The 23,028-nt window shown below is 75.4% G+C and carries 21 protein-coding genes and 2 pseudogenes; 11 read left to right on the plus strand and 12 right to left on the minus strand.

The genetic code is table 11. From position 1 onward, the window contains the following. Nucleotides 1-68 precede the first annotated feature (68 nt). The 3 genes from IEX99_RS07740 to IEX99_RS07750 form a co-directional block, all read right to left on the minus strand. Nucleotides 69-635 carry a carboxymuconolactone decarboxylase family protein gene (locus IEX99_RS07740; RefSeq protein ID WP_188899459.1) on the minus strand — a complete coding sequence of 189 codons (567 nt, stop codon included), beginning with the start codon at nucleotides 633-635 and terminating at the stop codon, nucleotides 69-71. Nucleotides 636-759: 124 nt separating this feature from the next. Then, the gene (locus IEX99_RS07745) at nucleotides 760-1,335 is read right to left on the minus strand and encodes a peroxiredoxin (RefSeq protein ID WP_188899460.1); all 576 of its coding nucleotides are present in this window, start codon (nucleotides 1,333-1,335) and stop codon (nucleotides 760-762) included. Between the two features lie 164 nt (nucleotides 1,336-1,499). Then, nucleotides 1,500-2,411, minus strand: a complete 912-nt coding sequence (locus tag IEX99_RS07750; RefSeq protein ID WP_188899461.1) for a manganese catalase family protein — start codon at nucleotides 2,409-2,411, stop codon at nucleotides 1,500-1,502. A 146-nt stretch (nucleotides 2,412-2,557) separates the two neighbouring features. Here IEX99_RS07750 and IEX99_RS07755 point away from each other — a divergent pair, with 146 nt between their 5' ends. The 7 genes from IEX99_RS07755 to glcF all read left to right on the plus strand — a co-directional run bounded on the left by IEX99_RS07755 (nucleotide 2,558) and on the right by glcF (nucleotide 10,872). Beyond that, nucleotides 2,558-3,463, plus strand: coding sequence for a hydrogen peroxide-inducible genes activator (locus IEX99_RS07755; RefSeq protein ID WP_188899462.1), 906 nt, complete (start codon nucleotides 2,558-2,560; stop codon nucleotides 3,461-3,463). Nucleotides 3,464-3,494: 31 nt separating this feature from the next. Continuing rightward, the gene (gene acdA / locus IEX99_RS07760) at nucleotides 3,495-4,748 is read left to right on the plus strand and encodes a 3-sulfinopropanoyl-CoA desulfinase (RefSeq protein WP_188899463.1); all 1,254 of its coding nucleotides are present in this window, start codon (nucleotides 3,495-3,497) and stop codon (nucleotides 4,746-4,748) included. Nucleotides 4,749-4,956: 208 nt separating this feature from the next. Further along, nucleotides 4,957-5,082, plus strand: a complete 126-nt coding sequence (gene ykgO / locus IEX99_RS07765) for a type B 50S ribosomal protein L36 (RefSeq protein ID WP_188899464.1) — start codon at nucleotides 4,957-4,959, stop codon at nucleotides 5,080-5,082. 473 nt (nucleotides 5,083-5,555) lie between these two features. Beyond that, on the plus strand, nucleotides 5,556-7,013 hold the full coding sequence (locus IEX99_RS07770) for an FAD-linked oxidase C-terminal domain-containing protein (RefSeq protein ID WP_188899465.1): 1,458 nt from the start codon (nucleotides 5,556-5,558) through the stop codon (nucleotides 7,011-7,013). Continuing rightward, complete coding sequence (gene glcE / locus IEX99_RS07775) at nucleotides 7,010-8,209, plus strand: glycolate oxidase subunit GlcE (protein WP_188899466.1); 1,200 nt, start codon at nucleotides 7,010-7,012, stop codon at nucleotides 8,207-8,209. The genes IEX99_RS07770 and glcE overlap by 4 nt, the downstream gene beginning before the upstream one ends. Before the next feature lie 105 nt (nucleotides 8,210-8,314). Then, complete coding sequence (locus IEX99_RS07780) at nucleotides 8,315-9,142, plus strand: hypothetical protein (RefSeq protein ID WP_188899467.1); 828 nt, start codon at nucleotides 8,315-8,317, stop codon at nucleotides 9,140-9,142. 377 nt (nucleotides 9,143-9,519) lie between these two features. Beyond that, nucleotides 9,520-10,872: a glycolate oxidase subunit GlcF gene (gene glcF / locus IEX99_RS07785; protein ID WP_188899468.1), complete on the plus strand. Its 1,353-nt coding sequence runs from the start codon at nucleotides 9,520-9,522 to the stop codon at nucleotides 10,870-10,872. Between the two features lie 164 nt (nucleotides 10,873-11,036). Here glcF and IEX99_RS22815 read toward each other — a convergent pair. Both IEX99_RS22815 and IEX99_RS07795 read right to left on the minus strand, forming a co-directional pair. After that, nucleotides 11,037-11,297: pseudogene (locus tag IEX99_RS22815) on the minus strand (CBS domain-containing protein); the annotation flags it as partial. 49 nt (nucleotides 11,298-11,346) lie between these two features. Beyond that, nucleotides 11,347-11,748: pseudogene (locus tag IEX99_RS07795) on the minus strand (DUF2267 domain-containing protein); the annotation flags it as partial. 637 nt (nucleotides 11,749-12,385) lie between these two features. Between IEX99_RS07795 and IEX99_RS07800 the strand changes: the two are divergent. Beyond that, a complete protein-coding gene (locus tag IEX99_RS07800) occupies nucleotides 12,386-14,155 on the plus strand; it encodes a winged helix-turn-helix domain-containing tetratricopeptide repeat protein (RefSeq protein ID WP_188899469.1) in 1,770 nt (589 codons plus the stop codon). A gap of 24 nt (nucleotides 14,156-14,179) precedes the next feature. Here IEX99_RS07800 and IEX99_RS07805 read toward each other — a convergent pair whose 3' ends face one another. The 5 genes from IEX99_RS07805 to IEX99_RS07825 are packed head-to-tail and all read right to left on the minus strand — an operon-like array spanning nucleotide 14,180 to nucleotide 18,067. After that, nucleotides 14,180-14,383, minus strand: a complete 204-nt coding sequence (locus tag IEX99_RS07805) for a hypothetical protein (protein WP_188899470.1) — start codon at nucleotides 14,381-14,383, stop codon at nucleotides 14,180-14,182. 51 nt (nucleotides 14,384-14,434) lie between these two features. Beyond that, complete coding sequence (locus IEX99_RS07810; RefSeq protein WP_188899471.1) at nucleotides 14,435-14,959, minus strand: MaoC family dehydratase; 525 nt, start codon at nucleotides 14,957-14,959, stop codon at nucleotides 14,435-14,437. Beyond that, nucleotides 14,956-16,152, minus strand: a complete 1,197-nt coding sequence (locus tag IEX99_RS07815) for an NAD(P)/FAD-dependent oxidoreductase (RefSeq protein ID WP_188899472.1) — start codon at nucleotides 16,150-16,152, stop codon at nucleotides 14,956-14,958. The genes IEX99_RS07810 and IEX99_RS07815 overlap by 4 nt, the downstream gene beginning before the upstream one ends. Before the next feature lie 17 nt (nucleotides 16,153-16,169). After that, a complete protein-coding gene (locus IEX99_RS07820; RefSeq protein ID WP_188899473.1) occupies nucleotides 16,170-17,423 on the minus strand; it encodes an NAD(P)-binding domain-containing protein in 1,254 nt (417 codons plus the stop codon). Between the two features lie 59 nt (nucleotides 17,424-17,482). After that, nucleotides 17,483-18,067, minus strand: coding sequence for an OsmC family protein (locus tag IEX99_RS07825; RefSeq protein ID WP_188899474.1), 585 nt, complete (start codon nucleotides 18,065-18,067; stop codon nucleotides 17,483-17,485). Nucleotides 18,068-18,488: 421 nt separating this feature from the next. Here IEX99_RS07825 and IEX99_RS07830 point away from each other — a divergent pair, with 421 nt between their 5' ends. After that, complete coding sequence (locus IEX99_RS07830; RefSeq protein ID WP_188899475.1) at nucleotides 18,489-19,340, plus strand: LLM class F420-dependent oxidoreductase; 852 nt, start codon at nucleotides 18,489-18,491, stop codon at nucleotides 19,338-19,340. A gap of 16 nt (nucleotides 19,341-19,356) precedes the next feature. After that, nucleotides 19,357-20,301: an LLM class flavin-dependent oxidoreductase gene (locus IEX99_RS07835; protein WP_188899476.1), complete on the plus strand. Its 945-nt coding sequence runs from the start codon at nucleotides 19,357-19,359 to the stop codon at nucleotides 20,299-20,301. A gap of 16 nt (nucleotides 20,302-20,317) precedes the next feature. Here the strand turns inward: IEX99_RS07835 and IEX99_RS07840 are convergent, their stop codons facing one another. Further along, on the minus strand, nucleotides 20,318-20,785 hold the full coding sequence (locus IEX99_RS07840; RefSeq protein ID WP_188899477.1) for a TIGR03668 family PPOX class F420-dependent oxidoreductase: 468 nt from the start codon (nucleotides 20,783-20,785) through the stop codon (nucleotides 20,318-20,320). 128 nt (nucleotides 20,786-20,913) lie between these two features. Here IEX99_RS07840 and IEX99_RS07845 point away from each other — a divergent pair, with 128 nt between their 5' ends. Further along, entirely contained in the window at nucleotides 20,914-21,573 is a 660-nt protein-coding gene (locus IEX99_RS07845) for a hypothetical protein (RefSeq protein WP_188899478.1), read from the plus strand. Between the two features lie 131 nt (nucleotides 21,574-21,704). Here IEX99_RS07845 and IEX99_RS07850 read toward each other — a convergent pair whose 3' ends face one another. Beyond that, nucleotides 21,705-22,817, minus strand: coding sequence for an alpha/beta fold hydrolase (locus IEX99_RS07850; RefSeq protein WP_188899479.1), 1,113 nt, complete (start codon nucleotides 22,815-22,817; stop codon nucleotides 21,705-21,707). Nucleotides 22,818-23,028: the final 211 nt, after the last annotated feature.

Raw genomic sequence — 23,028 nt, forward strand, 5'->3', positions numbered from 1 at the left:
CCGGGCCCGGCGCGCCGTCCCCGGGGCGGATCACGCCCCCGCCGGTTCCAGCCGTCCGCGATCCGCTGTCACGCCGCCCGGGCGATGCCGGGGGCGTCCGGGGCGAGGCCGCCGAGCGCCGCCTCGCCGTCGAGCGCGGTGGCCACGGCATGCACCGTCGCGGCGATGCGCACGGCGGCCTGCACCTGCTCCTTCGAGAGGCCGGCCTCGCGCACCACCCTGTCGTGGGCTTCCATGCACATGCCGCAGCCGTTGATGGCGGAGACGGCGAGCGACCAGAGCTCGAAATCCGCCTTCTCCACGCCGGGCTTCGCCATGACGTTCATGCGCAGCTTCGCCGGCATGGTGCGGTAGTCGCCGCCGACGAGGTGGGTGAAGCGGTAATAGACGTTGTTCATGCCCATGATCGCCGCCGCGGCCTTGGCGGCGTTCAGCGCCTCCGGCGAGAGGCGCGGGGCGAACTCGGCGACGACGGCCGCGGTGACCTCGGCGTTGCGCGCCGCGAGCGCCGAGGCGACGAAGGTCCCGGCGAGCTGCTGCGGCGTCAGCGACGGCTCCGCGGCCAGGCTGCCGAGGTTCAGCTTGAGGTCCTTGGCGTATTCGGGCAGCCGGTTGCGCAGCGCTTCGAGCGACATGACGGAGGCTTCCTTCGGGGTTCGGGAGGGACGCAGGGATGGCCCGGCAGCCCCCGGCCTCGGACCCCGCCCGCGCAGCGGGCGGGGGCCAGGCCGGCGCGGCGGCCGGATCGCCGGCCGGCGGCTACGCCGCCTGCTCGAACAGCGCCTCCGGGTCCAGCGTCGCCTTGCCCTTCTCCCAGTTGCACGGGCAGAGCTCGTCGGTCTGCAGCGCGTCGAGCACGCGCAGCACCTCCTGCGGGTTGCGCCCGACGTTCAGCCCGTAGACCGAAACCCACTGGATCGTCCCCTGCGGGTCCACGATGAAGGTCGCGCGCAGCGGCACGCCCTCGGCGCGGTCGAGGATGCCGAGCGCCTCCGACAGCTCGCGCTTTACGTCGGCGAGCATCGGGATCGGCAGGTCGCGGATGTCGTCGTTGTGCAGGCGCCAGTTCAGGTGCACGAACTCGCTGTCGGTGCTGACGCCGTAGACCACCGCGTCGCGGTCCGCGAACTCGCCGGCCAGCCTGCCGAAGGCCGCGATCTCGGTCGGGCAGACGAAGGTGAAGTCCTTCGGCCAGAAGAAGACGATCTTCCACTTGCCCGGGTCGGACTCGCCGGTGATCTCGGTGAAGGACCTGCCGGGGCCGCCGAGGCCCTCCTTGCCGCCCTTCACGGCGGTTAGCCTGAAGGCAGGGAACGTGTCGCCGACGGTCAGCATGCGTTCGCTCGCTCTGGTTTCGGGAAGGGGACGCCGGTCGTGGCGCCCTGCGACGCATATGCTGCGCCGCAAAAGAGCGAGCAAATGAATAGTTTCGTTCGCGATGATCGGATATTTCAATCATGGCCGCCCGGCCCTGCGGGGGCCGGGCGGCGGCAGCGCGGTCAGCCGCTGGCCTTCTGGTAGAGCTTCTGCGCGATCTCCAGGATCTCCTCCGGGTGGTAGTCCGGAATGAAGGCCTGGGCGACGCCCTCGAGCTGGTACTGCGGGCCGCCCTGCGGCGGTCCGTCCGTCACCTCCAGCGGGCCGGAGCCGTCGAGCGCCTGGCCCTGCCAGATGCCGCGGATCTCGTCGTAGTCGGTGGTGCTGAAGCGGTAGAGGCGGCGGTGCGAGCCCTCCTCCAGGAACTTCCGGCTCTCCGGGATCTCCTCCGCCCGGATGTTCGGGATCGGCAGCATCTTCTTCATGTCCACCCCGGTGAGCTTCTCCAGCGCCCGGGCATAGGCCTCCGCGTGCACGCCGCCGCGCGTGAACAGGTAGCCGAGCATGCGCCGCGCCGCCGGATTGTCCGTCATCTGGTAGACGCGGAGCTTCACCGTGCGCGCGCCGTTCTCCAGGAAGAAGTTGTGCAGCAGGTCGAGGATCAGGTTGCCCGAGTTGAATATGTAGTCGCCCCGCCATGGCTGGCCGAGCGCGTTCGCCGCCATGATCCCGTGCGGGCCGTTGATGTGGAAGTTCGGGCCGGCGCCGGCGGCGGTCTTGAACGGGTCGGCGAAGGGCGCCTCGCCCTTGCCGGTGTCGCCCTTCGGCGCGACGCCGTGGAGCAGGGCGTTCACCGTCGCGCCGACCAGCTCGATGTGGCCGAGCTCCTCGGTCGCGATGTTGGCGATCAGCGCGTAGAACGGCCGCAGCTTGTCGCGCTGGCGGAAGTTGAAGCTCTGGTACATGTAGGTGTTGAGCGTCGTCATCTCGCCGAAGCGCCCGCCCATCAGCTCCTGCACCGCGGCGGCGGCGCTCGGGTCCGGCTGGGTCGGCATCGGCATCTCAACCTGCAGCCGGTCGATCCTCAGGAACATGGCTTCCCTCCCTCGCGAAGCCGCGGCGCGTCGGAGCGGCCGTTGGTTCGCCGGGGGCCGCCCGACCGGCCGCGGCGGGGCAAGGGTGGCCATCGGCGCTCTGCCGTGCCAATGAATAATACTGCAAATTTCCATCGAGCGGACCGATGACTACGCTGCCGTCACCACGCCAGCTCCGCTACCTCGTCGCGCTCGCCGAGCACGGGCATTTCGGCCGCGCCGCCTCGGCCTGCGCGGTCACGCAGTCCACCCTCTCGGCCGGCATCATCGCCCTCGAGGAGCAGCTCGACGCCGCGCTGCTCGAGCGCACCGGCGCCAAGCGCCCGGTGTTCACCCCGCTCGGCCTGGAGATCGTGGCGCGCGCCCGCACCGCGCTCGGCGCCCTGGAGGCGGTGGTGGAGACCGCCGCCGCGGCGCGCGAGCCGCTCAGCGGGCCGCTGCGCCTCGGCATCATCCCGACCATCGGGCCCTTCCTCCTGCCGCGGCTGATGCCGCGGCTGCGCGACCGCTTCCCGCGCCTGAAGCTGTGGCTGCGCGAGGATTTGACCGAGCGCCTGGTCGAGGCGCTGGAGGGCGGCCGCCTCGACCTGCTGCTGCTCGCCCTCCCCTGCGCCTGCGGCGAGGCGGAGACGGAACCGCTCGGAATGGACCCCTTCCTCGCCGCCCTGCCCGAGGACCACCGCCTGGCCGCGCGCGAGCGGGTCCCGGTCGCGGCGCTCGGCGCGGAACGGCTGCTGCTGCTCGAGGACGGCCACTGCCTGCGCGAGCACGCGCTCGACGCCTGCGGCCTGCCGGGCGCGGCCGCCGGCGAGGCCTTCGCCGCGACCTCGCTCTACACCCTCGTGCAGATGGTCGCGAGCGGGCTCGGGGTGACCCTGGTGCCGCGCCTCGCGATCCGCGGCGGCGTCCTCGCCGGCGCCGCCGTCGCGGTGCGGCCGCTGGACCGCGAGGTCGGGCGCACCCTGGGCCTCGCCTGGCGCGCCCGCAGCCCCCGCGCGGCCGAGTTCCGCGGCCTGGCGCCGGCCATTGCGGAGGCGATCGCCGCCGAGTAGCAACGACGGGGCCGCCGGAGGAGGACGCGACATGGCCGCTGCCGAGACGACCGATGCGGAGGGCCTGAGCGCGGCGCAACGCCATCTGCGCGACCGCGCCCGCGAGCTGGCGCGCGAGGCCGCGGCGCAGGCCGCCGAGACCGACCGCGCCGAGCAGTATCCCTGGCCGATGGTCCGCCGCATGGCCGAGGCCGGCTTCCTCGGCATGACCATCCCGCGCGAATGGGGCGGGGCCGGCCTCTCCTACTTCGACGCGGTGCTGGCGATCGAGGAGTTCTCCAGGGCCTGCGCCGTCTGCGGCCGCATCGTCGTCGAGGCGAACATGGGCGCGATCGGCGCGGTGATGGCCTACGGCACGCCGGAGCAGAAGCGCCTCGCCGCCGATCTCGTGCTCGCCGGCGACAAGCCGGCGATCCTCATCACCGAGCCCGAGGCCGGCTCCGCCGCGACCGAGATGCGCACCCGCGCGGTGCGCCGCGGCGACACCTGGGTGCTCGACGGCGACAAGACCTGGATCACCGGCGGCGGCGTCTCCCGCCTGCACCTGGTCTTCGCCCGCGCCGTCGAGGACGGCGAGGAGAAGGGCATCGGCGGCTTCCTCGTGGTGCGCGAGGGCGACGCCCCGCCGCCCGGCATGAGCGTGCGCCGCATCCCCTCGATGGGCCTGCGCGGCATGCCGGAGGCGGAGATCGCGCTGCGCGGCGTCGCGGTGCCCGACGCGATGGTGCTGCGCCCGCCCGGCGGCTTCCCGCGCGGCTTCGGGCGGCTGATGGACGCCTACAACGGCCAGCGCGTCGGCGCGGCGACGGTGGCGCTCGGCCTCGCCGCCGGGGCCTACGAGCATGCGCTCGGCTACGCCAGGCGGCGCCGCCAGTTCGGCCGGCCGATCGCGGAGTTCCAGGGCCTCTCCTGGATGCTCGCCGACATGGCGATCGAGATCGAGGCGGCGCGGGCGATGGTCTGGCGCGCCGCGCGCAGCGCCGGGCCGGCCGGCTTCCCCGACCGGCTGGCGGCCGCGCAGGCGAAGGTCCTCGCCTCCGAGATGGCGATCCGGGTGACCAACGCCGCGCTCCAGGTCTGGGGCGCGGCCGGCTATTCGCGCGACAACCCGATGGAGCGCTACGTCCGCGACGCGCGCATGTTCGCCATCGCCGGCGGCACCGCGCAGGTGCTGCGCAACCAGGTCGCGGAGCTGATCCTCGGCCGCAAGCTGCCGCAGACGCGCGAGGGCGTGCTGCGGCTCGCGGCGGAGGAGGCCGCGGCCGGGCGCGCCGCGGCGGAGTAGGGCAGGGAAGGTCGTCGGGCCGCGGGCGGCGGGGGAAGCGGTCACCCGGGATGTCCTCCTCGGCATGGCGCTTTCGGGGGGAGCATCGAGGATCGTCCCGATGCGGCCGACGGGTTCCTCCCGCCCGGTCGTGCCCGGGTTCCGACCGCTCGGCTTGACCCGGACTGCCGCCGACCCTAGAAGCCGCAGCCTTGCGAGGTGGCCCGAGATGAAGATCGTCAACAGCCTGAAGACCGCCAAGACGCGGGACAAGAATTGCAAGCTCGTGCGCCGCAAGGGGCGGGTGTACGTCATCAACAAGCTGAAGCCCCGGCTGAAGGCCCGCCAGGGCTGAGGCGCCGCCGGGGCGGCATGCCCCGGCCATCGGCCCCCCGCGAGGGGGCTCGATCCTCCCCCTCTGCTTCCGGGGCGCGGCGGATGGGGGCGCCAGCGTCTCGGACCCGACATCGCCGCCGCTTTGCGTCCCGGTGCCGCGCAGGCGCCGGCCGGGCAGGACCGCATGGGCGACGACGGCGATCTCCGGCCCGATCAGGTGGCCCACGACCAGCAGGGGCCCTTCGGCGATCGGCAGCCCGATGCCGGTCGCCGTGCCCTGATGGGGCCGCCCGTCCGCGCCCTGGCCCTGGACGCCGCGGCGGGGAGGAGGGGGCGCATGGTTCCCGGTCGTCGCCGCGCCCGCCGGCCGCCGCAGCGGAGGGCCGAGGCTGCGCCGGCCGATGCCGGGGCGCGACGCCCCGCCCGCCAGGCCACGCTTGCCCGGCCGCGGCGCGATGCGCATCTTCCGGGCGAAGCCGGAGGATCGTCGCCGTGATCGCCCTGCCGCCGCCGAAGCCCGAGGTCCTCGCCCGCCGCGAGGCGATCGTCGCCGCGCTGCGCGCGATCGTTCCCGGCGAGGGCGTCATCAGCGCCCCGGTCGAGCTCAAGCCCTACGAGACCGACGGCCTCACGGCCTACCGGCAGCCGCCGCTCGCGGTGGTGCTTCCCACCAGCACCGGACAGGTCGCCGCCGTGATGCGCTACTGCCATGCGAACGGCATCCGCGTCGTGCCGCGCGGGGCCGGCACCTCGCTCTCCGGCGGCGCGCTGCCGCTCGCGGACGCGGTGGTGATCGGCCTGATGCGGATGAACCGCATCCTCGAGGTGGACTACGACAACCGCCTCGCCGTGGTGGAGGCGGGGGTGACCAACCTCGGCATCACCGCCGCGGTCGCGGAGCGGGGCTTCTTCTACGCCCCCGACCCGTCCTCGCAGCTCGCCTGCATGATCGGCGGCAACGTGATGATGAACTCGGGCGGCGCGCACTGCCTGAAGTACGGGGTGACGGCGAACAACCTGCTCGGGGTGAAATTCGTCACCGTCGAGGGCGAGGTGGTGGAGATCGGCGGCCGCCACCTCGACGCCGCGGGCTACGACTGGCTCGGCCTGATCACCGGCAGCGAGGGCCAGCTCGGCATCGTCACCGAGGTCACGGTGCGCATCCTGCCCAGCCCGGAGGGGGCGCGGGCGATGCTCGCCGCCTTCCGCTCGATCGAGGTCGCCGGCGCCGCGGTCGCCGCCATCATCGGCAGCGGCATCATCCCGGTCGCGCTCGAGTTCATGGACCGCCCCTGCATCCACGCCTGCGAGGCCTTCGCCCACGCCGGCTACCCGCTGGACGCCGAGGCGATGCTGATCATCGAGGTCGAGGGCAGCGAGGCCGAGCAGGACATGCTGCTCGGCCGCATCCGGGCGATCTGCGGCCGCTTCGACCCGATCTCGCTGCGGGTCGCGCGGACCGCCGAGGAGAGCGCGGCGATCTGGAAGGGCCGCAAGGGCGCCTTCGGCGCGGTCGGCCGCATCTCGCCCGACTACCTCTGCATGGACGGCACCATCCCGACCTCCGAGCTGCCGCGCGTGCTCGGCCGCATCGGCGAGATGAGCCGCGCCTACGGCCTCCAGGTCGCCAACGTCTTCCACGCCGGCGACGGCAACCTGCACCCGCTGATCCTGTTCGACGCCAACGACCCCGAGAGCACGCGCAAGGCCGAGGCCTTCGGCGCGGACATCCTCAGGCTCTGCGTCGAGGTCGGCGGCTGCCTCACCGGCGAGCACGGCGTCGGCGTCGAGAAGCGCGACCTGATGGGCGTGCAGTTCCTGCCGCACGAGCTCGCCCAGCAGCGGCGGATCAAGGGCGCCTTCGACCCGGACTGGCTGCTGAACCCCTCGAAGGTCTTCCCGCTGGAGGGCGAGGGCGCCGCGCCCGCGCCCGCCGCCCGCGCGGCATGAGCGCCGCGCTGCTCGCGCCGGACTCGGAGGAGGAGGTCGCCCGCGCCGTCGCCGCGGCAGCGGCCGCCGGCGAACCCCTCGCGATCGAGGGCAACGGCACGAAGCGCGCCCTGCTGCGCCCGGTCCAGGCGGCGCGCACCCTCTCGACCCGCAACCTCCGCGGCATCACGCTCTACCGGCCGCAGGAGCTGGTCCTCTCGGCCCGCGCCGGCACGCCGCTGCCGGAGATCGAGGCGGCGCTCGCCGAGAAGGGCCAGCACCTGATCGCCGAGCCGCCCGACACCCGCGCCCTGTTCGGCGCCGAGCTGCCGGCGACCCTCGGCGGCGTCGTCGCCGCCAACCTCTCCGGCCCGCGCCGGATCGCCTGGGGGGCGATGCGCGACCACGTGCTCGGCGTGCGCTTCGTCAACGGCGCGGGCGAGGTGATCCGCTCCGGCGGGCGGGTGCTGAAGAACGTCACCGGGCTCGACCTCTGCAAGCTGCTGACCGGCAGCTACGGGACGCTCGGCGTGCTCACCGAGATCACGCTCAAGGTGCTGCCGGCGCCGGAGTCCACGGGCAGCCTGGCGCTGCGCGTCGCCGACCTCGCCGCCGGCGTCCGCGCCCTGTCGGCCGGCCTCGGCAGCCCCTTCGGCCCGACCGGCGCGGCGCTGCTGCCGCAGGGCGCCCCCGCGTTCGGGCTGGAGGGGCCGACGGCGGTGCTGCGCATCGAGGACTTCGCCGAGCCGGTCGCCTACCGGCTCGGCCGGCTGCGCGACCTGCTCGCGCCCCTGGGCGCGCCGCGCCTGCTCGATGCCGAGTCGAGCCGCGCGCTGTGGCGCATGGTGCGGGAAGCCGGCCTGCTCGGCGCCACGGCCGCCGAGGCGGTCTGGCGCGTCTCCGTCCCCCCGACCGCCGGCCCGGCGGTCGCCGACGCGTTGCGCGCGGCCTTCGCGGCGCGGCTGCTACTCGACTGGGGGGGCGGACTCGTCTGGGTCGCCGGGCCGGCGACCGAGGCGGCGCACGCCGCCGTCATGGCCGCGGCCCGCGCCGGCGGCGGCACCTGGACCCTGTTCCGCGCCCCCGAACCCCTGCGCGCGGCCGTGGAGGTCCTCCCGCCCGAGCCGCCGCCGCTCGCCGCCATCGCCGCGCGGGTGAAGGCGGCCCTCGATCCGAAAGGCGTGCTCAATCCGGGCCGGATGCGCGCCGGGGCGTGATCGCCGCCCCGGCTTTTCGTTACGTTTACCGATTGCGGAATATGCTGCCCTGGCGTCCGATGCGTGCTATCGTTTGATATAGTTCCACCCAGGGTTTCAGAGGTCATGGCGCGGACCGTCCTCGTCGGCCTCACGCTCGTCTTCACCGCCTTCCCGGTCCTCGCGGCCCTGGGGTTCTGGTTCCTGTTGCCCGATCCGCGGGCGCTGCTCGACGCCGGGCCGGGGGAGCTGGGCGCCCTGCTTGCCGGCCTCTTCGCCCCGCCCGCGCTCGCCTTCCTCGCCGCCGCCCATCTGCTGCAGCGGCGCGAGCTCGGCCTGCTGCGCGACGCCGTGGCGCGCAGCGCCGAGGCGCTGACGCTCCAGCAGCAGCAGCTCGGCGTCGCCATCCGCGAATACCGGGCCCAGACCGAGGTGCTGCGCGCCCAGGGCGAGATCGTCCAGGAGGGCGTGCGCGTCGGCCGCCGCCAGATCGAGGCGATCGGCCAGCACGCGCAGGAGACGCGCGCCCTGCGCCTGGCCGCCGAATGGAACCTCACGGTGCGCGAGCTGACCCTGCTCCTCACTGCCATGTTCCGCCTCGCCTTCGGCTGGCGCCGCATGGGCGGCGACCCCGACGAGCCGACGCTCGAGGAGGTGCCGCTGCCCGGCCCGGAGGAGCTGGCGCTGCGCATCCTGCGCATGCTCCCCGCCGCGCCGCGCGAGGGCTGGACGCTCGAGATGGACCCGCGCTTCGCCCGCCACGCCCGGCGCTACCTGGAGGTCTACGAGCGCTTCCTGGCGCGCCTGCCGCGCCGCGAGGCGGCGGGCGGCGGCATGATCGACCGCAGCTTCTTCGAGGCCTCGATCTACGGTCAGATCCACGCCCGGCTGTCGCTCCTGCCCCGGCCCGCCGAGGCAGAGGCCGAGCCGGAGCTCGGCGCCGCCGCCGACTGAGCCGCGCGCGCCGCCCCGGCGCCGGTCGCGGTCCAGCGCCGCGCCATCTCCTGCCAGAGCGTCGCGCCACCGCGACCGGGACGGCGGCGCTCCCCCGGCACCCGTGCCGCCTGGTCCCGGCGCGGCGCGCCGCAGGGCGCCGTTCGCTCCTCGCCCGACTGCAGCATCCGACTGTCCTCCCCTCCGGACGGCGCCAGGAGATCGGTCCGGAGGGGCATCGGAAGGGCCGGCCGGGGGCGGGGGCGTGGCAGGCGGGGCGAAATCTTGGCGGGGGGCGGAGCGGCGCGCGCCCGGCCGGCTCCCGCGCGGTTGGCCGCGCGCGCGCCGCGCGGCTACTAGTGGGGCAGGGCGCATGCCGCCCGTGCGAGGTTCACCGGATGCAGACCAGCTTCACGCCCGAGCAGCTCCGCGACCCGGACCTGCGGGAATCCAACCGGATCCTCCGCACCTGCGTGCATTGCGGCTTCTGCACCGCGACCTGCCCGACCTTCGTGCTGCTCGGCGACGAGCTCGATTCGCCGCGCGGGCGCATCTACCTCATCAAGGACATGCTGGAGAGCGGCCGCCCGCCGACGCCGGAGGTGGTGAGGCACATAGACCGCTGCCTCTCCTGCCTCTCCTGCATGACCACCTGCCCCTCCGGTGTGCACTACATGCACCTGGTGGACCACGCCCGCCGCACCATCGAGGAGACCTTTCGCCGCCCGCTGCCCGAACGCCTGCTGCGGCGCCTGCTGGGCCTGCTGCTGCCCTATCCGGCGCGGTTCCGGGCGGCGCTGCGCGCGGCACGGCTCGGCCGGATGCTGGCGCCGCTGCTGCCCGGCGGCTCGGTGACGGCGGAGCGGCTGCGCGCGATGCTCCGCCTCGCCCCCGGCGCGGTGCCGGCGCCGAGCCCGATGCAGCGCCCGCAGGTGCACCGCGCCCAGGGGGAGCGGCGCGGCCGCGTGGCGCTGCTCGCCGGCTGCGCGCAGCAGGTGCTGGCGCCCTCGATCAACGAGGCGACGATCCGCCTGCTCACCCGCATGGGCGTCGAGGTCGTGGTGACGCGCGGGCAGGGCTGCTGCGGCGCGCTCGACCACCACATGGGCCGCCACGCGCCGGCGATGCGCCTGGCCCGCGCCAACATCGCGGCCTGGAGCGCGGAGATCGAGGGCGGGGAGGGACTCGACGCCGTGGTGGTCAACGCCTCCGGCTGCGGCACCATGGTGAAGGACTACGGCTTCCTGTTCCGCGAGGAGCCCGCGCCCTGGGCCGAGCGCGCGGCGAAGGTCGCGGCGATCGCGATGGACGTGAGCGAGGCGCTGGAGCGCTTCGGCTACGCCCCGACGCGCGAGCCGCCCGGCCTGACCGTCGCCTACCAGGCTGCGTGCAGCCTCCAGCACGGGCAGCGGATCACGGCGCTGCCGAAGGACCTGCTGAAGCGCGCCGGCTTCGCGGTGAAGGAGCCGGCGGAGGCGCATCTCTGCTGCGGCTCGGCCGGGACCTACAACCTGCTGCAGCCGGCGATCGCGGCGACGCTGCGCGCGCGCAAGCTCGGCCACCTGGAGCGCACGCGGGCGGACCTGATCGCCACCGGCAACATCGGCTGCCTGACGCAGCTCTCCGGCGGCGCGCTGCCCGTCGTCCACACGGTGGAGCTGCTCGACTGGATGGCCGGCGGACCGCGGCCGGAGGCGCTGGCGCGGCTGCCGAGGCGGGCGGAAGCGGCCGCGGCGCCCGCGATCGGCTGAGCCCCCGCCGCCGGGGCAAGGCGGGCGCTCCGCGGGCCGGCGCCCTTGCCGCTCAGGCGCGGCCGGTCGCGGGCCGGGCCCCGCCCGTCCGGGCGTGCTGGCCCCGGGCGGGAGATCCCGGTCAGGGCCTCGCCGGCGGGCCGAGCCCCCGCGGCCATGGCGATGTCGCCGGGCGAGACGATGCCGGCCAGGCGCTTGTCGCGCATCACCGCGGGCAGGCGGTGCACCCGGATCTCGCCCATGTTGCGCGCGACATGCGCGAGGTCCTCGTCCTCGAAGCGATACTCCACTTCGGGGGTCATCACTTCGTGCACTCGCGCGTCGGGGTCCTTGCCCCCGGGCGATGGCGCGGATGGCGAGGTCGCGGTGCGGGCGGCGTCGCGGATCGTATCGTCGGGATGCGCGAGTCGCACCGCGCGCCTCATCGTCTGCCTCTTCTGCCGTTGGCAGCCCTGCCGGGCAGCGGTCGGCGGTTCAGGCGCCCGCCTTTCCCCGCGACGCTTCGGTCTCGCGAGCCTCGGCCGCCGACATCTTGGCGCCCCGCGCACCGGTGCCCGCTGGCACGGCCCCGAGCGGCCAGAACGCCCGGATCGGCTGCGGCAGGGCGTCGAGCACCTTGAGCACCTGCCCGCGGTCGAGGTGGCGGCAGAGCACCCGCAGCACAGCGTGCGTGGCGTCGCGCGCGTCCAACGGTCGCACGCCGGCGAGCTTCTCGTTCACCCGCGCGAGGAACCTGTCAAGGTCCCGCAAGCGCGCCGGCTGCACCGCCGGGCGCCACTGGTCGTAGTAGGCGCCGCGCACCAGCAGCGGAAGCTGCGCGCTGAGATGGGCGGCAAGCTCGATCGGGAGACGGTCGCGGAGCGTTCGCAGCTCCGCCGGGAGCGCGCGTTAGGCGGCCTGACGGTCAGGCCCGAGCTCCGCCATGATCTCGTCGAGCCAGATGTGGGTGGTCTGCAGGGTCCGGTCGAAGGCCTCGAGCCCGGTGGCGGCCATGGCGTCGCTCCCTTCTCTCCGGATCTCTCTCCGGATCGGCTCCGCCTTCCGCGGGCCCGCCGGCAGCCGGTGGCGGGGTGAGGCGGGACGAACGCCGACGGACGGGCGCGGTTCGCGGCGGCGCCGAAAGGGGCGGCGGTCGGGACGGTGCCGGCGGGCAGCCCTGGCGGGTAGGGCCGGGGCCAAGGCCGGTCGGTCGCGCCATTCCTTGCCGGCGGAGGGCCATGCCGGTGGAATCGGCGCGCCGCCCGGGCGCCTCGCCCCGGCTGAGGGCGCGGCGCGGTCCGCGGCGACGGCGAAGCGCGCGGGGAGGGCGGCCGCGCCCGCTTGGTAGGGGTCCGTGCGGCCTAGGAATCGTGCGGATCGCTCGCCTCTCAGCCTGCCCTTGCAGGACGGGGGGCAGGGGGTGGATAAGCGCGCCACGGCGCCGGCCCAGTGTCCTGGCCGGCATCGGGCGCAGCATGCGGAAGCGCAGCGTGCAGAAGGGGGTCGGGACGGCCCCGATCCGTGGGAGGCGCTGATGCGACTGGTCTTCGCCGGCCACGAGATGGACCTGCGCCGGCAGGAACTGCGCCGCGCGGACGGCGGGCTCGTGCACGTCGAGCCGCAGGTGTTCGACCTGCTCGTGCACCTGGTGCGCAACCGGGACCGGGTTGTCAGCAAGGACGAGCTGTTCGAGACGATCTGGAACGGACGCATCGTCTCCGAGGCGGCGCTGAGCAGCCGGATCAACGCCGCGCGCAAGGCGGTCGGCGACGACGGCGACCGGCAGGAGCTGATCCGCACCATCCATCGGCGCGGCTTCCGCTTCGTCGGCGAGGCGCGAGAGCTGGCGGAGCCGGACGGCGGCGGCGCCCCCGTGGTGGCGCCCCCGGCGGCCGTGCCCTCGCCGGCGGAGTCGGCCGTGGCGGCAGAGGGCGCCGAAGCCCGGTCCGCGCCCGCGGAAGGCGGCAGCGCGGCCTCCCGCAGGCCTTCGGTCGTCGTCCTGCCGGTGGCCAATCTCGGCCAGGACCCGGACACCGAGTATTTCGCCTACGGGCTGACCGAGGACATCATCCGCCTGCTCGCGCGCAACCCCTGGCTAGACGTCCTGAGCCGCCACTCCGCCGCGCAGTTCCGCGGCCGGGAGGTGGGCGCGCGCGAGATCGGCGCCACGCTCGGCGTGCGCTACCTGGTGCAGGCCAGCGTCTGGAAGCGCGGCGAGCGGGTGCGGATCGCCGCCGACCTGATCTGCGCCGCGACCGCGCGGCAGCTCTGGTCCGAGCGCTACGACCTGCGGCTCGCCGACATCTTCGACATCCAGAGCGCGATGGCGCAGCAGATCGCGGCGGTGATCGAGCCCGAGCTCGGGCGCGTCGAGCGCGAGACGGCGGCGCGCAAGCCACCCGGCAACCTCGACGCCTGGGACTGCTATCAGCGCGGCCTCTGGCATCTCTGGGGCTTCACCACGCCCGGCCTGGCGGAGGGCGAGGCGATGTTCCGCCGCGCGATCGAGCTCGACCCGGACTTCGCGCGGGCGCATGGCGGGCTTTCCTACGTGCTGCTGCAGAGCGCCGTGCTGCGCGAGCCGGAGGAGCGGCCGGCCCTGCTCGAGCAGGCGATGCGGCACGCCCGCCAGGCGGTCGCGCTCGACGAGCGCGACTGCATGAACCAGTGCGTGCTGGGCCGCGTCCATGTGATGCGGCGCAACTACGAGGAGGGGATCGCGGCGCTGGAGCTGGCGATCCAGCTCAATCCGAGCTTCGCGCAAGGCTACTTCGCCCTCGGCCACGCCATGATCTGGTGCGAGCGCGAGGACGAGGGAATTGCGCTGATCGAGCGCGCGACGGAGCTGAGCCCGTGCGACCCGCACCTCTCGACCTTCCACGACCTGCGGGCGATGGCGCACTACGCGCTCGGCGAATACGACGCGGCGCTGGCCTTCGCGCGGCGCGCCGTCCGTGTGCCGAATGCGAGCTACCGCGCCTTCGCGACGCTGGCGGCCACGCTCGGCCAGCTCGGACGGCCCAAGGAGGCCGCGCCGGTGCTGGACGAACTGCTTTGCCGCAAGCCGGGCTACAGCTGCGCCTATGCGCGCGGCGAGTTCTTCTTCTGCGCGAACGAAACGCTGGTGGAGCGCTTCGTCGAGGGGCTGAGGCGGGCCGGCCTCCCGGAGGAAGCGCCGTCCCGGCCGTCGCCCGCGGCGGCCGGGGTGCCGGCCGCGGCGGGGGTCCCGCGCATCCGGCCTCGGGCGGCCGCCGATTCTGGTGCCGGTGCCGCGGCGGCAGCGGCGCCGATGCGCGGGCGGTAGCGCGCCGCCCGCCGCAGGCCGGCCTCAGGCGACGAAGGGCGTCTCGGCGACGGCGCGCTTCCACCACCCCGTCTGGGTCAGCTCGGGCACCATCGCCGCCGCGAGGCCCAGCGGGCGCGGCGCGGCGCGGTCGGCCAGCGCCTTGCCGGCGACGTGACGGGTCCATTCGGGGCCGGCCCAGCGCTGGGGGCCGATCTGCGTGGCGGTGCCGGTCTTGCTCGTGCTCATCGTCCGTCTCCTTTGTGCTCGGCGCCGCCCTCTCGGCGGCGTGGGCAAACCCTATCCGGTGCGCGCCCCGGGGTCTTTCGGCCGGGGTGGCGATTCCCTGGAGATGTCCTGGAGATCCGCCCGGCGGAGCGGCACCGTGTAGGTCGTCGCCTTGCCCGTGAGGCAGGGCGCGCCGCTTGCGTCGCGCACGCTGGTCTCGAGCGTGCAGATCGGCTTGTCGTCGCGCACCGAGGTCACCTCGACGCGCGCGGTGATCTCCTCGCCGACGCGCACCGCCTTCACGAAGCGCCACTCGACGCCGAGGAACACCGTGCCGGGGCCGGGCAGGTCCTCGGCGACGACGGCGTTCAGCAGGCCGGAGGTGACGCCGCCCTGCACGATCAGCCCGCCGAATGGCGTGGCGGCGGCGAGGTCGGCGTCGAAGTGGAGCGGGTTCCGGTCGCCCGTCATCGCCGCGAACATCTCGACGTCCTGCATGCTCGTGCGCCGCGTCCGCTCGGCGACGGCGCCGGGGACCGGCTTGCCGCGGATGGTCGCGGCCCAGGGACCGGCGGGGATATTGGAGGTGGTCGTCATGCGGCGATCTCCCCGGTGAGCGGCGACGCGGCGGCCCGCGGGGCCGGGCCGAGCGCGACCAGGTGCTCGACCTCCGGCCGCATCGCCTTGTTGAGCGCCAGATGGTGCCGCTTCACCGCCTCGATGTCCCACTCGAAGGACGCGATCGCCTCCGTCGCCTCGAACAGCGGCATCGAGAGGGCGTTGCGCGTCCGCTCGTAGGCTGCGAACGCCTCCTCCGTCCCCTCCGCCGCGGCGGCGGCGAGCAGCTCGGCGTCGCGGAAGGCGTCGGTGATGCCGTGCGCGGTCAGCGGATCCTTGAAGTAGGCGGCGTCGCCGACGAGGGCCCAGCCGGAACCGTAGGGCCGCCGCAGGAAGCCCCGCCGCCCGGCGAAGGCCCAGAGCCGGCCCTCCAGGCGCGCTCCGGCCACGGCCTCGGCGAGCGCCGGCGAGACCTCAGCCACGACCTCGCGGAACCCGGCGGCCATGTCCTGGCGCAGCGAATCGCGGAAGCGCGCCGGCGGTATGGCGGCGAAGACGCAGTGCGCGCCGTCGTTGGTCGCGATCGCCCCGGCGCTCGACCCTGGCCGGAACAGCCAGTTGTAGGCGGTGCGCCAGCCGAGGCCCGACCAGTAGCCGTAGATCACCGCCGTCGTGTGCCGCGCCTCGCGCGTCACCGGCGCCTCGACCTGCCGGGCGACGGTCGAGGCGATGCCGTCGGCGCCGACGACGAGGTCGGCCGCGATCTCGACCCTCCGCCCCTCCGGGTCGGCCAGCACCGCGCCGGCGATGCGTCCGTCGGGGCGGCGGACCAGCTCGATCAGCGAGTGTCCGTGGCGGACCTCCGCGCCGGCGCTCCAGGCCGCGTCCACGAGCAGGGCGTCCAGCACGGTGCGGCGCGGCGCGTAGAGCGCGTCCACGCCGTCGCTCGGGCGGATGTCGATGTCCACCACCTCCTCGCCGTAGTGGAAGATGGTGTTGCGCACGGCGGGCGTGCCCAGCGCGGCGAGGCGCGGCAGCAGGCCCCAGCGGTGGAGCTGCAGCACGCCGCCGCGCATCAGCGCGTGGGTGGACAGGGTGTCGCTGCCGTAGGCGCCGCGGTCCACCGCCAGCACGCGCATCCCGCGCCGCGCCATCAGCATCGCCGTGGCGGCGCCGGCGCAGCGCGCGCCGATCACCAGGGCGTCGTACGTCGCGCTGCTCCTGCTGCGCATCTCGGGCATTCCTTTCGCTAGGCCGCCGCGCGGCCGGGGGTGGACAGGTGGCGGAGCAGGTGCTGGGCCAGCTCCTCGGCATCGGGGCCGGCGCCATCGAGGAAGCTCGACTTGCGGCGCCGCAGGAACCGGAGGCCGAGCGCGTAGAGGCCCGGCAGCGGCGTCACGCCGCCCTCGTGGACGATCTCGCCGGTCTCGGGGTCGAGCGCGCCGGGCAGCGGCTTCAGCCAGCGGTAGTCGCGCGTGAAGCCGGTCGCCCACAGCACGGTGCCGATGCCCTCGGCCACGAGGTCGAGCGCGGCGGGGGAGGGCGGCAACTCGATCGGCCGCAGCGCCTCCGGCTCGGGCGGCGCGCCCAGGGCGTCGGCCAGCGGGTCGATCCGAGCGGCGAGGCGCTCGAGCGTGCGCTGCGCGGCGCCGACGCTCTCCGCCAGGTCGTCCTGCAGGCGCAGCACGGTGCCCTCGATGCCGACGCTGCGGCCGAGGACGCGCACGCCCTGCGCGTGGAGCGCGGCGAGGTCGAGGCTGCGACCCTGCGGATCGCCGACCAGCTGCATCGAGGGCTGCGCGCGGGCGCGCGCGATGTCCCTCACCTGGCCGCAGCGCTCGTCGAGCACGCCGATGCGGTCCATCCACCAGAGGATGTCGCGGCCGCGGTAGCGCCGCGGCAGCCGGGTGTGCCGACCGACCGAGAGCGCGACGCTCCGTCCCGCGCGCCGCAGCTCGTCGGCGATCTGCGCGCCCGAGGCGGAGGCGCCGACCACCAGCACGCCGCCCTCCGGCAGGGCCGAGGGGTTGCGGTACTGCGTCGGCGTGAGCTGATGGATCGAGGGCGGAAGTTTCCGCGCCATCGCCGGCACCAGCGGCACGTCGCAATACCCGGTGGCGATCACCACCGCGCGCGACCGCCAGGTGCCGCGGTCCGTCTCGACCTGGTAGTCGCCGCCGGGCGCGCGCCGCACGGCGAGCACCGTGGTCTCCTCCTCGACCGGCGCGGCGGAAGAGCGGGCGTAGGATTCGAGGTAGGCGACCACCTCCGGCATCGTCATGAAGCCGTCGGGGTCAGGGCCCTGGTAGGACCAGCCGCCGGGCAGGCGGCTCATCCAGTTCGGGGTGAGGAGGCGGAGCGAGTCCCACCGCTCGCTGCGCCAGCGCTCCCCGACACGGCCGCGCTCGAGCACGACATGGTCGATGCCGCGACGGGCGAGGCAGTGGCTCATGGCGAGCCCGGCCTGGCCCGCGCCGATGACGACCGCGGTGACGCGCTTCATGATGTCACGTTCCTGGAGCGGGTTGCGTCCGCCGGCCGGCGGCTCGCGTCCGCCGGCCTTCAGCCGGCGTTCACCGCGATGGAGACGGGGACGCCGTTGGTGAGGACGTCGAAGACCGCGGAGCGGGCCTGGGACTGCCGGACGATCGCGGCGAGCGTCTCGGGAGGGGCGTCGCCCTTGATGTCGAACTTCGCCCGGATCCCCTGGTAGCCGTTCCGGACCTTGTCCGAGAGGCCGAGGATGCCCTGGAGGTCGATGTCGCCCTCGAGGGTGCAGGTCACCTCGTCCAGCTTCACGCCGCGCGCCGCGGCGATGTTGCCGATGCCGGCGGTGAGGCAGGTGGCGAGGGCGTGCAGGAGCCACTCGACCGGCGTCGGGCCGTTGTCGGCGCCGCAGAGCACGGCCGGATGGTCGCCGTCCGCGGTGAAGGCCATCTTGTGGCTGTGCTCGCCGCCGGCGCCGGCGAAGCCGGACATCGTGGTCTGGGTGTGCGTGCCGCCCATCCATTTGCCCTGGGCGCGGAACTGGAACTTGGCGAGCTCCGGCTGGCCGGCGACGACGCCGATCGTGGCGAACAGGGCGGGGGTGTCCACGCCGTTGAGGGGGACGGGGGTGCGCTTCGGGGCGGCGGTCCGCATGTTCATGGCCTGGTCTCCTGGACGCCTGGGGCGCGGGGCGGGGCTTGGTCCGGCCGCGCGCGGGGTTGCACGGTGGTCGCTGCTGCGTGGCCTGGTCGGGGGGCTGCGGCGGTGCGCCGCGGCGTGGCCGCTCAGGACACGGCGGAAGCTACGCAGGCGGGGCCGGCCAAGCTTGGAGAGGGGCTTGGGAATTTCTTGGGAAGGGCTGGATTCTTCCGGGGCAGGCCTCCGGTGCGGCGGGGGCGCCCTTTGCCGGGTGAGGGTCGCGGCTCGGAGAGGGGGGTGTTCGGCGCGCCGCGCGGGGCGTTAGGCTCGGCGCGGCACCCTCGCCGGGGAAAGGCGGATGCCGGCCGCTGCCGCCTTTGCGGCCGGCCGGCCGGCCGATCAGGGCCGGGGCCACCGGCGGCGGAGCAGGAAGGACAGCACCATGCGCATCGGCGTCTTCCACTTCCCCACCGACTACGGCATCGGGATCGCCGAGCTGGCGCGGGCGCTCGAGGACCGCGGCTTCGAATCGCTGTTCGTGTGCGAGCACACCCACATCCCGACCAGCCGCCGCAGCCCCTTCCCGGGCGGCGGCGCGCTGCCGAAGCGCTACGCCCACACCCACGATCCCTTCGTCGCGCTGTCCTTCGCCGCCGCCGCGACGCGGCGCCTGCTGCTCGGCACCGGAATCTGCCTGGTGCCGCAGCACGACCCGATCGTGACGGCGAAGAGCGTGGCCAGCCTCGACCTGCTCTCCGGCGGCCGCTTCCTCTTCGGCATCGGCGCCGGCTGGAACGCCGAGGAGATGGAGAACCACGGCACGCGCTTCGAGACGCGCTTCCAGGTGATGCGCGAGCGCGTCCTCGCCATGAAGGCGCTGTGGACGCGGGAGGAGGCGGAGTTCCACGGCCGGTTCGTGGACTTCGACCCGGTCTGGTGCTGGCCCAAGCCGGCGCAGCGCCCGCACCCGCCGATCCTCCTGGGCGGCGAGACCGACCACACGCTGCGCCGCGTCGTCGCGTTCTGCGACGGCTGGATTCCCCGCGCCGGCCGCGGCGACTTCGACCCGCAGGACGCGATGGCGCGGCTGCGCCGCGCGGCGGAGGCGGCGGGACGCGACCCGGCGAGCCTCCCGGTCACGGTCTTCCGCGGGCCGACCGAGCCGGCGGCGCTCGCCGCCTACCGGGAGGCGGGGATCGCGCGCGTCCTACTGGACGTGCCGGACCTCGACCGCGACGCGGTGCTCCGGCTGCTCGACGGCTACGTGCCGCTGCTCGCCGCCGCGGGCGGCTGAGGGCGGGGCGCCGGTCATGGCCCGCCGCGTCGCGATCGGCGTCGGCCTCGCGGAGTTCCCCTTCGCCACGGCCGCCGGCTACTGGCGCTGGGTGGATCTGTGCGAGGCGAGCGGCGGCGTGGACTCGCTCTGGCAGGCCGATCGCCTCCTCGGCCGGACGCCCGTCCTGGAATGCCTGGCCGCCGCGGCGGCGCTCGCCGGCCGCACGCGGCGGCTGAAGTTCGGCATGAACGTGCTCTCGCTCGCCTTCCGCGATCCGGTGCTGGTGGCGAAGCAGTGCGCGACCATTGACGTGCTCTCCGAGGGCCGGCTGCTGCCGGCCTTCGGCATCGGCAGCCCGCTCGCGCCCGAGTGGGGGGCGCTCCACCTCGACACGCGCACGCGCGGCGCCCGCACCGACGAGGCGCTGGAGGTCATCGCCCGCCTGTGGCGCGAGGAGCGGGTGGACTTCCAGGGCCGCCACTTCCGCCTCTCCGGCGCCGCGATCGCGCCGCGCCCGGTGCAGGCCGAGCTGCCGATGTGGATCGGCGGCGGGTCCGATGCGGCGATCCGGCGCACCGCGCGCCTCGGCACCGGCTGGCTGGGCGGGCCGGAGACGCCGGCGGAGGCCGCGCGCATCCTCGCCGCCATTCGCGCCGCCGCCGCCGAGGCCGGCCGGACGATCGCCGAGGACCACTACGGCGCCGGCTTCGCCTTCCATTTCGGCCGCCCCGACGACCCGGCGCCGCGGCGCGCGATGGAGGCCTACCGGGCGCGCACCGGCCGCGACCCGCTCGCCCGTTTCGCGATCGGCGACGCGGAGGCGATCCTCGCGCGCCTCGCCGAATACGTGGCCGCGGGCGTGTCGAAATTCGTCCTGCGGCCGGTCGGCGCCGACGAGGCGGAGGTGCTGGCGCAGACCCGGATGCTGGTCGAGCGGGTCCTGCCGCTCGCCGCCGCGCGCTGGCCGAGGCCGGCGTGACGTGAACGGCGACGGGTCAGCCCTCGGCCGAAAGGTCGCCCCAGCTCACGGTCCGCGCGATGCGGAGCGCGATCACCGGCCGGTCGGCGAGGCGCATCGGCGCGAGTTGGGGGTAGCGGGCGCGCAGCAGGGCCTGCGCCGCGTCGTGCTCCGGCCCCGCCGCCAGGATCTCCGCCCGGCCGCGGAGCATCACCCAGCCGAGGCGCGACCAGTCCTCGTCGTAGCGGTCGAAGACGATGGCGGCGGCCGGGTTCTCGGCGATGTTGCGCAGCCGCTTCAGCGGCGCGCCGGGCCGCCGCTTCGGCTTCTCGTCCACGGTGACGTAGAGCGCATCGCCCGAGAGCGCGAAGCAGACCGGCACCACATGCGGCGCCGCCGCGCGGTCGGCGGTGGCGAGCCGGCCGACCCGCTGGCGCTCGATGAAGCGGCGCTCGCGCTCCGGCAGGACCGGGGACGCGGCCGGCGGGGATGCGGGCGGGTCCATGGGGCCGGGCAGGGTAGGGGCGCGGCCGGGCGAACGGCAACCCGCCCGCCGGGCCGGCCAGGCGAGGGCCGCGCGGCAACGGCCCCCCGGCCCGGCGCGCTATCCCATGCCAGCAGAGGATCAGGGCCATGACCGCCACCTCCGAACAGCGACTGTTCCTCGCCCTCGCGACCCTCGTCCGCGCCTTCGCCGAGGGCGGCCTCCCGGCCGTGCCGGAGACGGAGACCGCGCCGCGCGGCGCCACCGCGGCGGCCGGCGAGGCGCCCGGCACCGCCGCCGGCGCCGACATGCCCGCCTTCCTCGCGGCGATGGACGAGGAGGAGCGCGAGGCGCTGGGCGAGGCGGCCCTCGCCGTCGCCTTCGGCGCCTTCGCGGCGGGCGGCCGCGAGACCGGGCCGATGCAGGCCCTGCTCGCCGCGCTCGGCCTGATGGCGGTCCTCGCCGGCGAGGAGCCGGACCCGCCGGCGGAGATCCTCGGCATCGCGGCCGAGGACGCCCGCGTCGAGGCCGAGATCGACCGCGCGGGCGAGGCGCTGGACGCGGAATTCGGCCGCGAGGCCACGGCCGAGGCGGTCACCGCCGCGCTGGAGGCGCGCCTTCTCGGCACGGCGATCACGCTCGCCGGCTGCACCCTGCCCGAGGGGGTGGAGGGTCCGGCGGCGGTCCGTCTGCGGGCCGCGCGCTGCCTGGCGCGGCTGGCGGCCGGGCTGCTGGCGATGAATGCCGCCGCCGGCACGGCGGGGAGGCCCGCGGCGCCGCCGCCGCAGGGCGCGGCGGGCGGGGCGTGAGGGGGCGCGCGAGGGCGGCAATCCTCGGCGACGGCGGGCGGCCCGGGCCGTCGCGTTCCTGACCGTGCCCGCGGTCGGCGCGGCGGCGGCCGCGCTGGTCCGGCCGCGCCCGCGGGCGCGGATGCCGCGGCTCATCGCGCGGCCGGGCGCTGCGCGCGCGGCTCGGGCTCGCCCGACCAGCAGGCGTGGATCCAGGCGACGATCTCCGGCCACAGCCGCGCATGCGCGGCCGGGCCGACGAGGGGGCCGAGGTGCTGCAGGGCGGCGCCGCGCTCGGCCTCCTCGTGGCGCAGCACGCGCCGCGGCAGCGCCGCCGGCAGGGCGGCGAGGCCGGCGAGGATGGACTCCGGCGGCACCACGCGCCCCGGCGGGTTGACGACGGCGAGCACCGGGCTGCGCAGCCGCTCCAGCCCGACGCGCCGGCCGCCGATCTCGAGCGTGCCCGCGGCGAGGCGGTCCTCGCGGTAGAGCCGCTCCACGACCTCCTCGAAGAGCCGGCCCGGCATCGCGAGCTCGTCCAGCAGCCAGCGCTCGACGCGGGCGCGGATGGCGAGGGCGAGCGGATCGGCGAGGCTTGCGCCGAGGTCGGCCCAGCGCTGGAGCACGAAGGTCTCCGGCGCCGCGGCGGTGGCGAGCTGGGCGACGAAGGCGCCGGGCACCGGGCTTCCGGCCAGGCGGCGCAGCCGGCGCGCATGCGGCGCGGCCGCGGCGGCGCGCGCGAGCGGCCCGCCCCGCTCCGGCCCGAAGGCGAGCGGCGCGTCCACCAGCACGAGGGCGCGCGCGCGCTCCGGCCGCAGCGCCGCGAGGATCGCGGCGAAGGTGCCGCCGAGCGAGTGCCCGACGAGCACGGCCGCGCCCTCGCCGGTCTCGCCGGCGATCGCGTCGAGCGCCGCGAGGGGCAGGCGCTCGGCGTAGTCCGCGAGGCCGAAGCGATCCTCCGCCGCGCCCGGGTCCAGCCATTCGAGCAGATAGACGCGCAGGCCGCCGCGCAGGCAGCGGCGCACGACGCTGACCGGGGGCAGGAGGTCCCAGAGGTAGGCGCGCTTGATCGGCGCCGGCAGGACCAGCAGCACCGGGCGCTTCGGGTCCCGTCCGGGGGGCTGGTAGGCCCGGAGCCGCGCTCCGGGCATCGCGGCGGCGACGCGCGAGGGCGTCTCGGCCGGGCCGAGCCCGATCGCGTCGAGGACGCGCCCGGCCCGGCGTCGGGCCTCGTCGAGCAGGGCGTAGGCGCTGGGCGCGGGCATCGGGCGTCGCCGGGATTCGAGGCGGCGCGGCCTGGGCGGCGGCGCCTTGCCGTGGGATAGCCCGCGGCGCAGGCCCTGGCGAATGGGGCTTGGCGCGCGGGCGGCCCCGGCATGGCGGCGCGCACGGCACGCCGCGATGACGCGGAGCCGAGCGGCGACGCGCACGCCGCGCCCCCTCTGTCCGGCGACGGCCTCGCGCGCGGGCGGCGAG

The organism is Caldovatus sediminis (assembly GCF_014644455.1).
GTDB lineage: Bacteria > Pseudomonadota > Alphaproteobacteria > Acetobacterales > Acetobacteraceae > Caldovatus > Caldovatus sediminis.

Bases quoted from the DNA above. Each gene is read 5' to 3' on its own strand.
- acdA (WP_188899463.1), top strand. From the start codon at position 3,495: ATGGCCGCTGCCGAGACGACCGATGCGGAGGGCCTGAGCGCGGCGCAA.
- IEX99_RS07750 (WP_188899461.1), bottom strand. From the start codon at position 2,411: ATGTTCCTGAGGATCGACCGGCTGCAGGTTGAGATGCCGATGCCGACC.
- IEX99_RS07780 (WP_188899467.1), top strand. From the start codon at position 8,315: ATGGCGCGGACCGTCCTCGTCGGCCTCACGCTCGTCTTCACCGCCTTC.
- IEX99_RS07845 (WP_188899478.1), top strand. From the start codon at position 20,914: ATGACCGCCACCTCCGAACAGCGACTGTTCCTCGCCCTCGCGACCCTC.
- IEX99_RS07825 (WP_188899474.1), bottom strand. From the start codon at position 18,067: ATGAACATGCGGACCGCCGCCCCGAAGCGCACCCCCGTCCCCCTCAAC.
- IEX99_RS07815 (WP_188899472.1), bottom strand. From the start codon at position 16,152: ATGCGCAGCAGGAGCAGCGCGACGTACGACGCCCTGGTGATCGGCGCG.
- IEX99_RS07755 (WP_188899462.1), top strand. From the start codon at position 2,558: ATGACTACGCTGCCGTCACCACGCCAGCTCCGCTACCTCGTCGCGCTC.
- IEX99_RS07740 (WP_188899459.1), bottom strand. From the start codon at position 635: ATGTCGCTCGAAGCGCTGCGCAACCGGCTGCCCGAATACGCCAAGGAC.
- IEX99_RS07745 (WP_188899460.1), bottom strand. From the start codon at position 1,335: ATGCTGACCGTCGGCGACACGTTCCCTGCCTTCAGGCTAACCGCCGTG.
- IEX99_RS07800 (WP_188899469.1), top strand. From the start codon at position 12,386: ATGCGACTGGTCTTCGCCGGCCACGAGATGGACCTGCGCCGGCAGGAA.
- IEX99_RS07820 (WP_188899473.1), bottom strand. From the start codon at position 17,423: ATGAAGCGCGTCACCGCGGTCGTCATCGGCGCGGGCCAGGCCGGGCTC.
- glcE (WP_188899466.1), top strand. From the start codon at position 7,010: ATGAGCGCCGCGCTGCTCGCGCCGGACTCGGAGGAGGAGGTCGCCCGC.
- IEX99_RS07830 (WP_188899475.1), top strand. From the start codon at position 18,489: ATGCGCATCGGCGTCTTCCACTTCCCCACCGACTACGGCATCGGGATC.
- IEX99_RS07835 (WP_188899476.1), top strand. From the start codon at position 19,357: ATGGCCCGCCGCGTCGCGATCGGCGTCGGCCTCGCGGAGTTCCCCTTC.
- IEX99_RS07810 (WP_188899471.1), bottom strand. From the start codon at position 14,959: ATGACGACCACCTCCAATATCCCCGCCGGTCCCTGGGCCGCGACCATC.
- IEX99_RS07840 (WP_188899477.1), bottom strand. From the start codon at position 20,785: ATGGACCCGCCCGCATCCCCGCCGGCCGCGTCCCCGGTCCTGCCGGAG.
- IEX99_RS07805 (WP_188899470.1), bottom strand. From the start codon at position 14,383: ATGAGCACGAGCAAGACCGGCACCGCCACGCAGATCGGCCCCCAGCGC.
- glcF (WP_188899468.1), top strand. From the start codon at position 9,520: ATGCAGACCAGCTTCACGCCCGAGCAGCTCCGCGACCCGGACCTGCGG.
- IEX99_RS07850 (WP_188899479.1), bottom strand. From the start codon at position 22,817: ATGCCCGCGCCCAGCGCCTACGCCCTGCTCGACGAGGCCCGACGCCGG.
- ykgO (WP_188899464.1), top strand. From the start codon at position 4,957: ATGAAGATCGTCAACAGCCTGAAGACCGCCAAGACGCGGGACAAGAAT.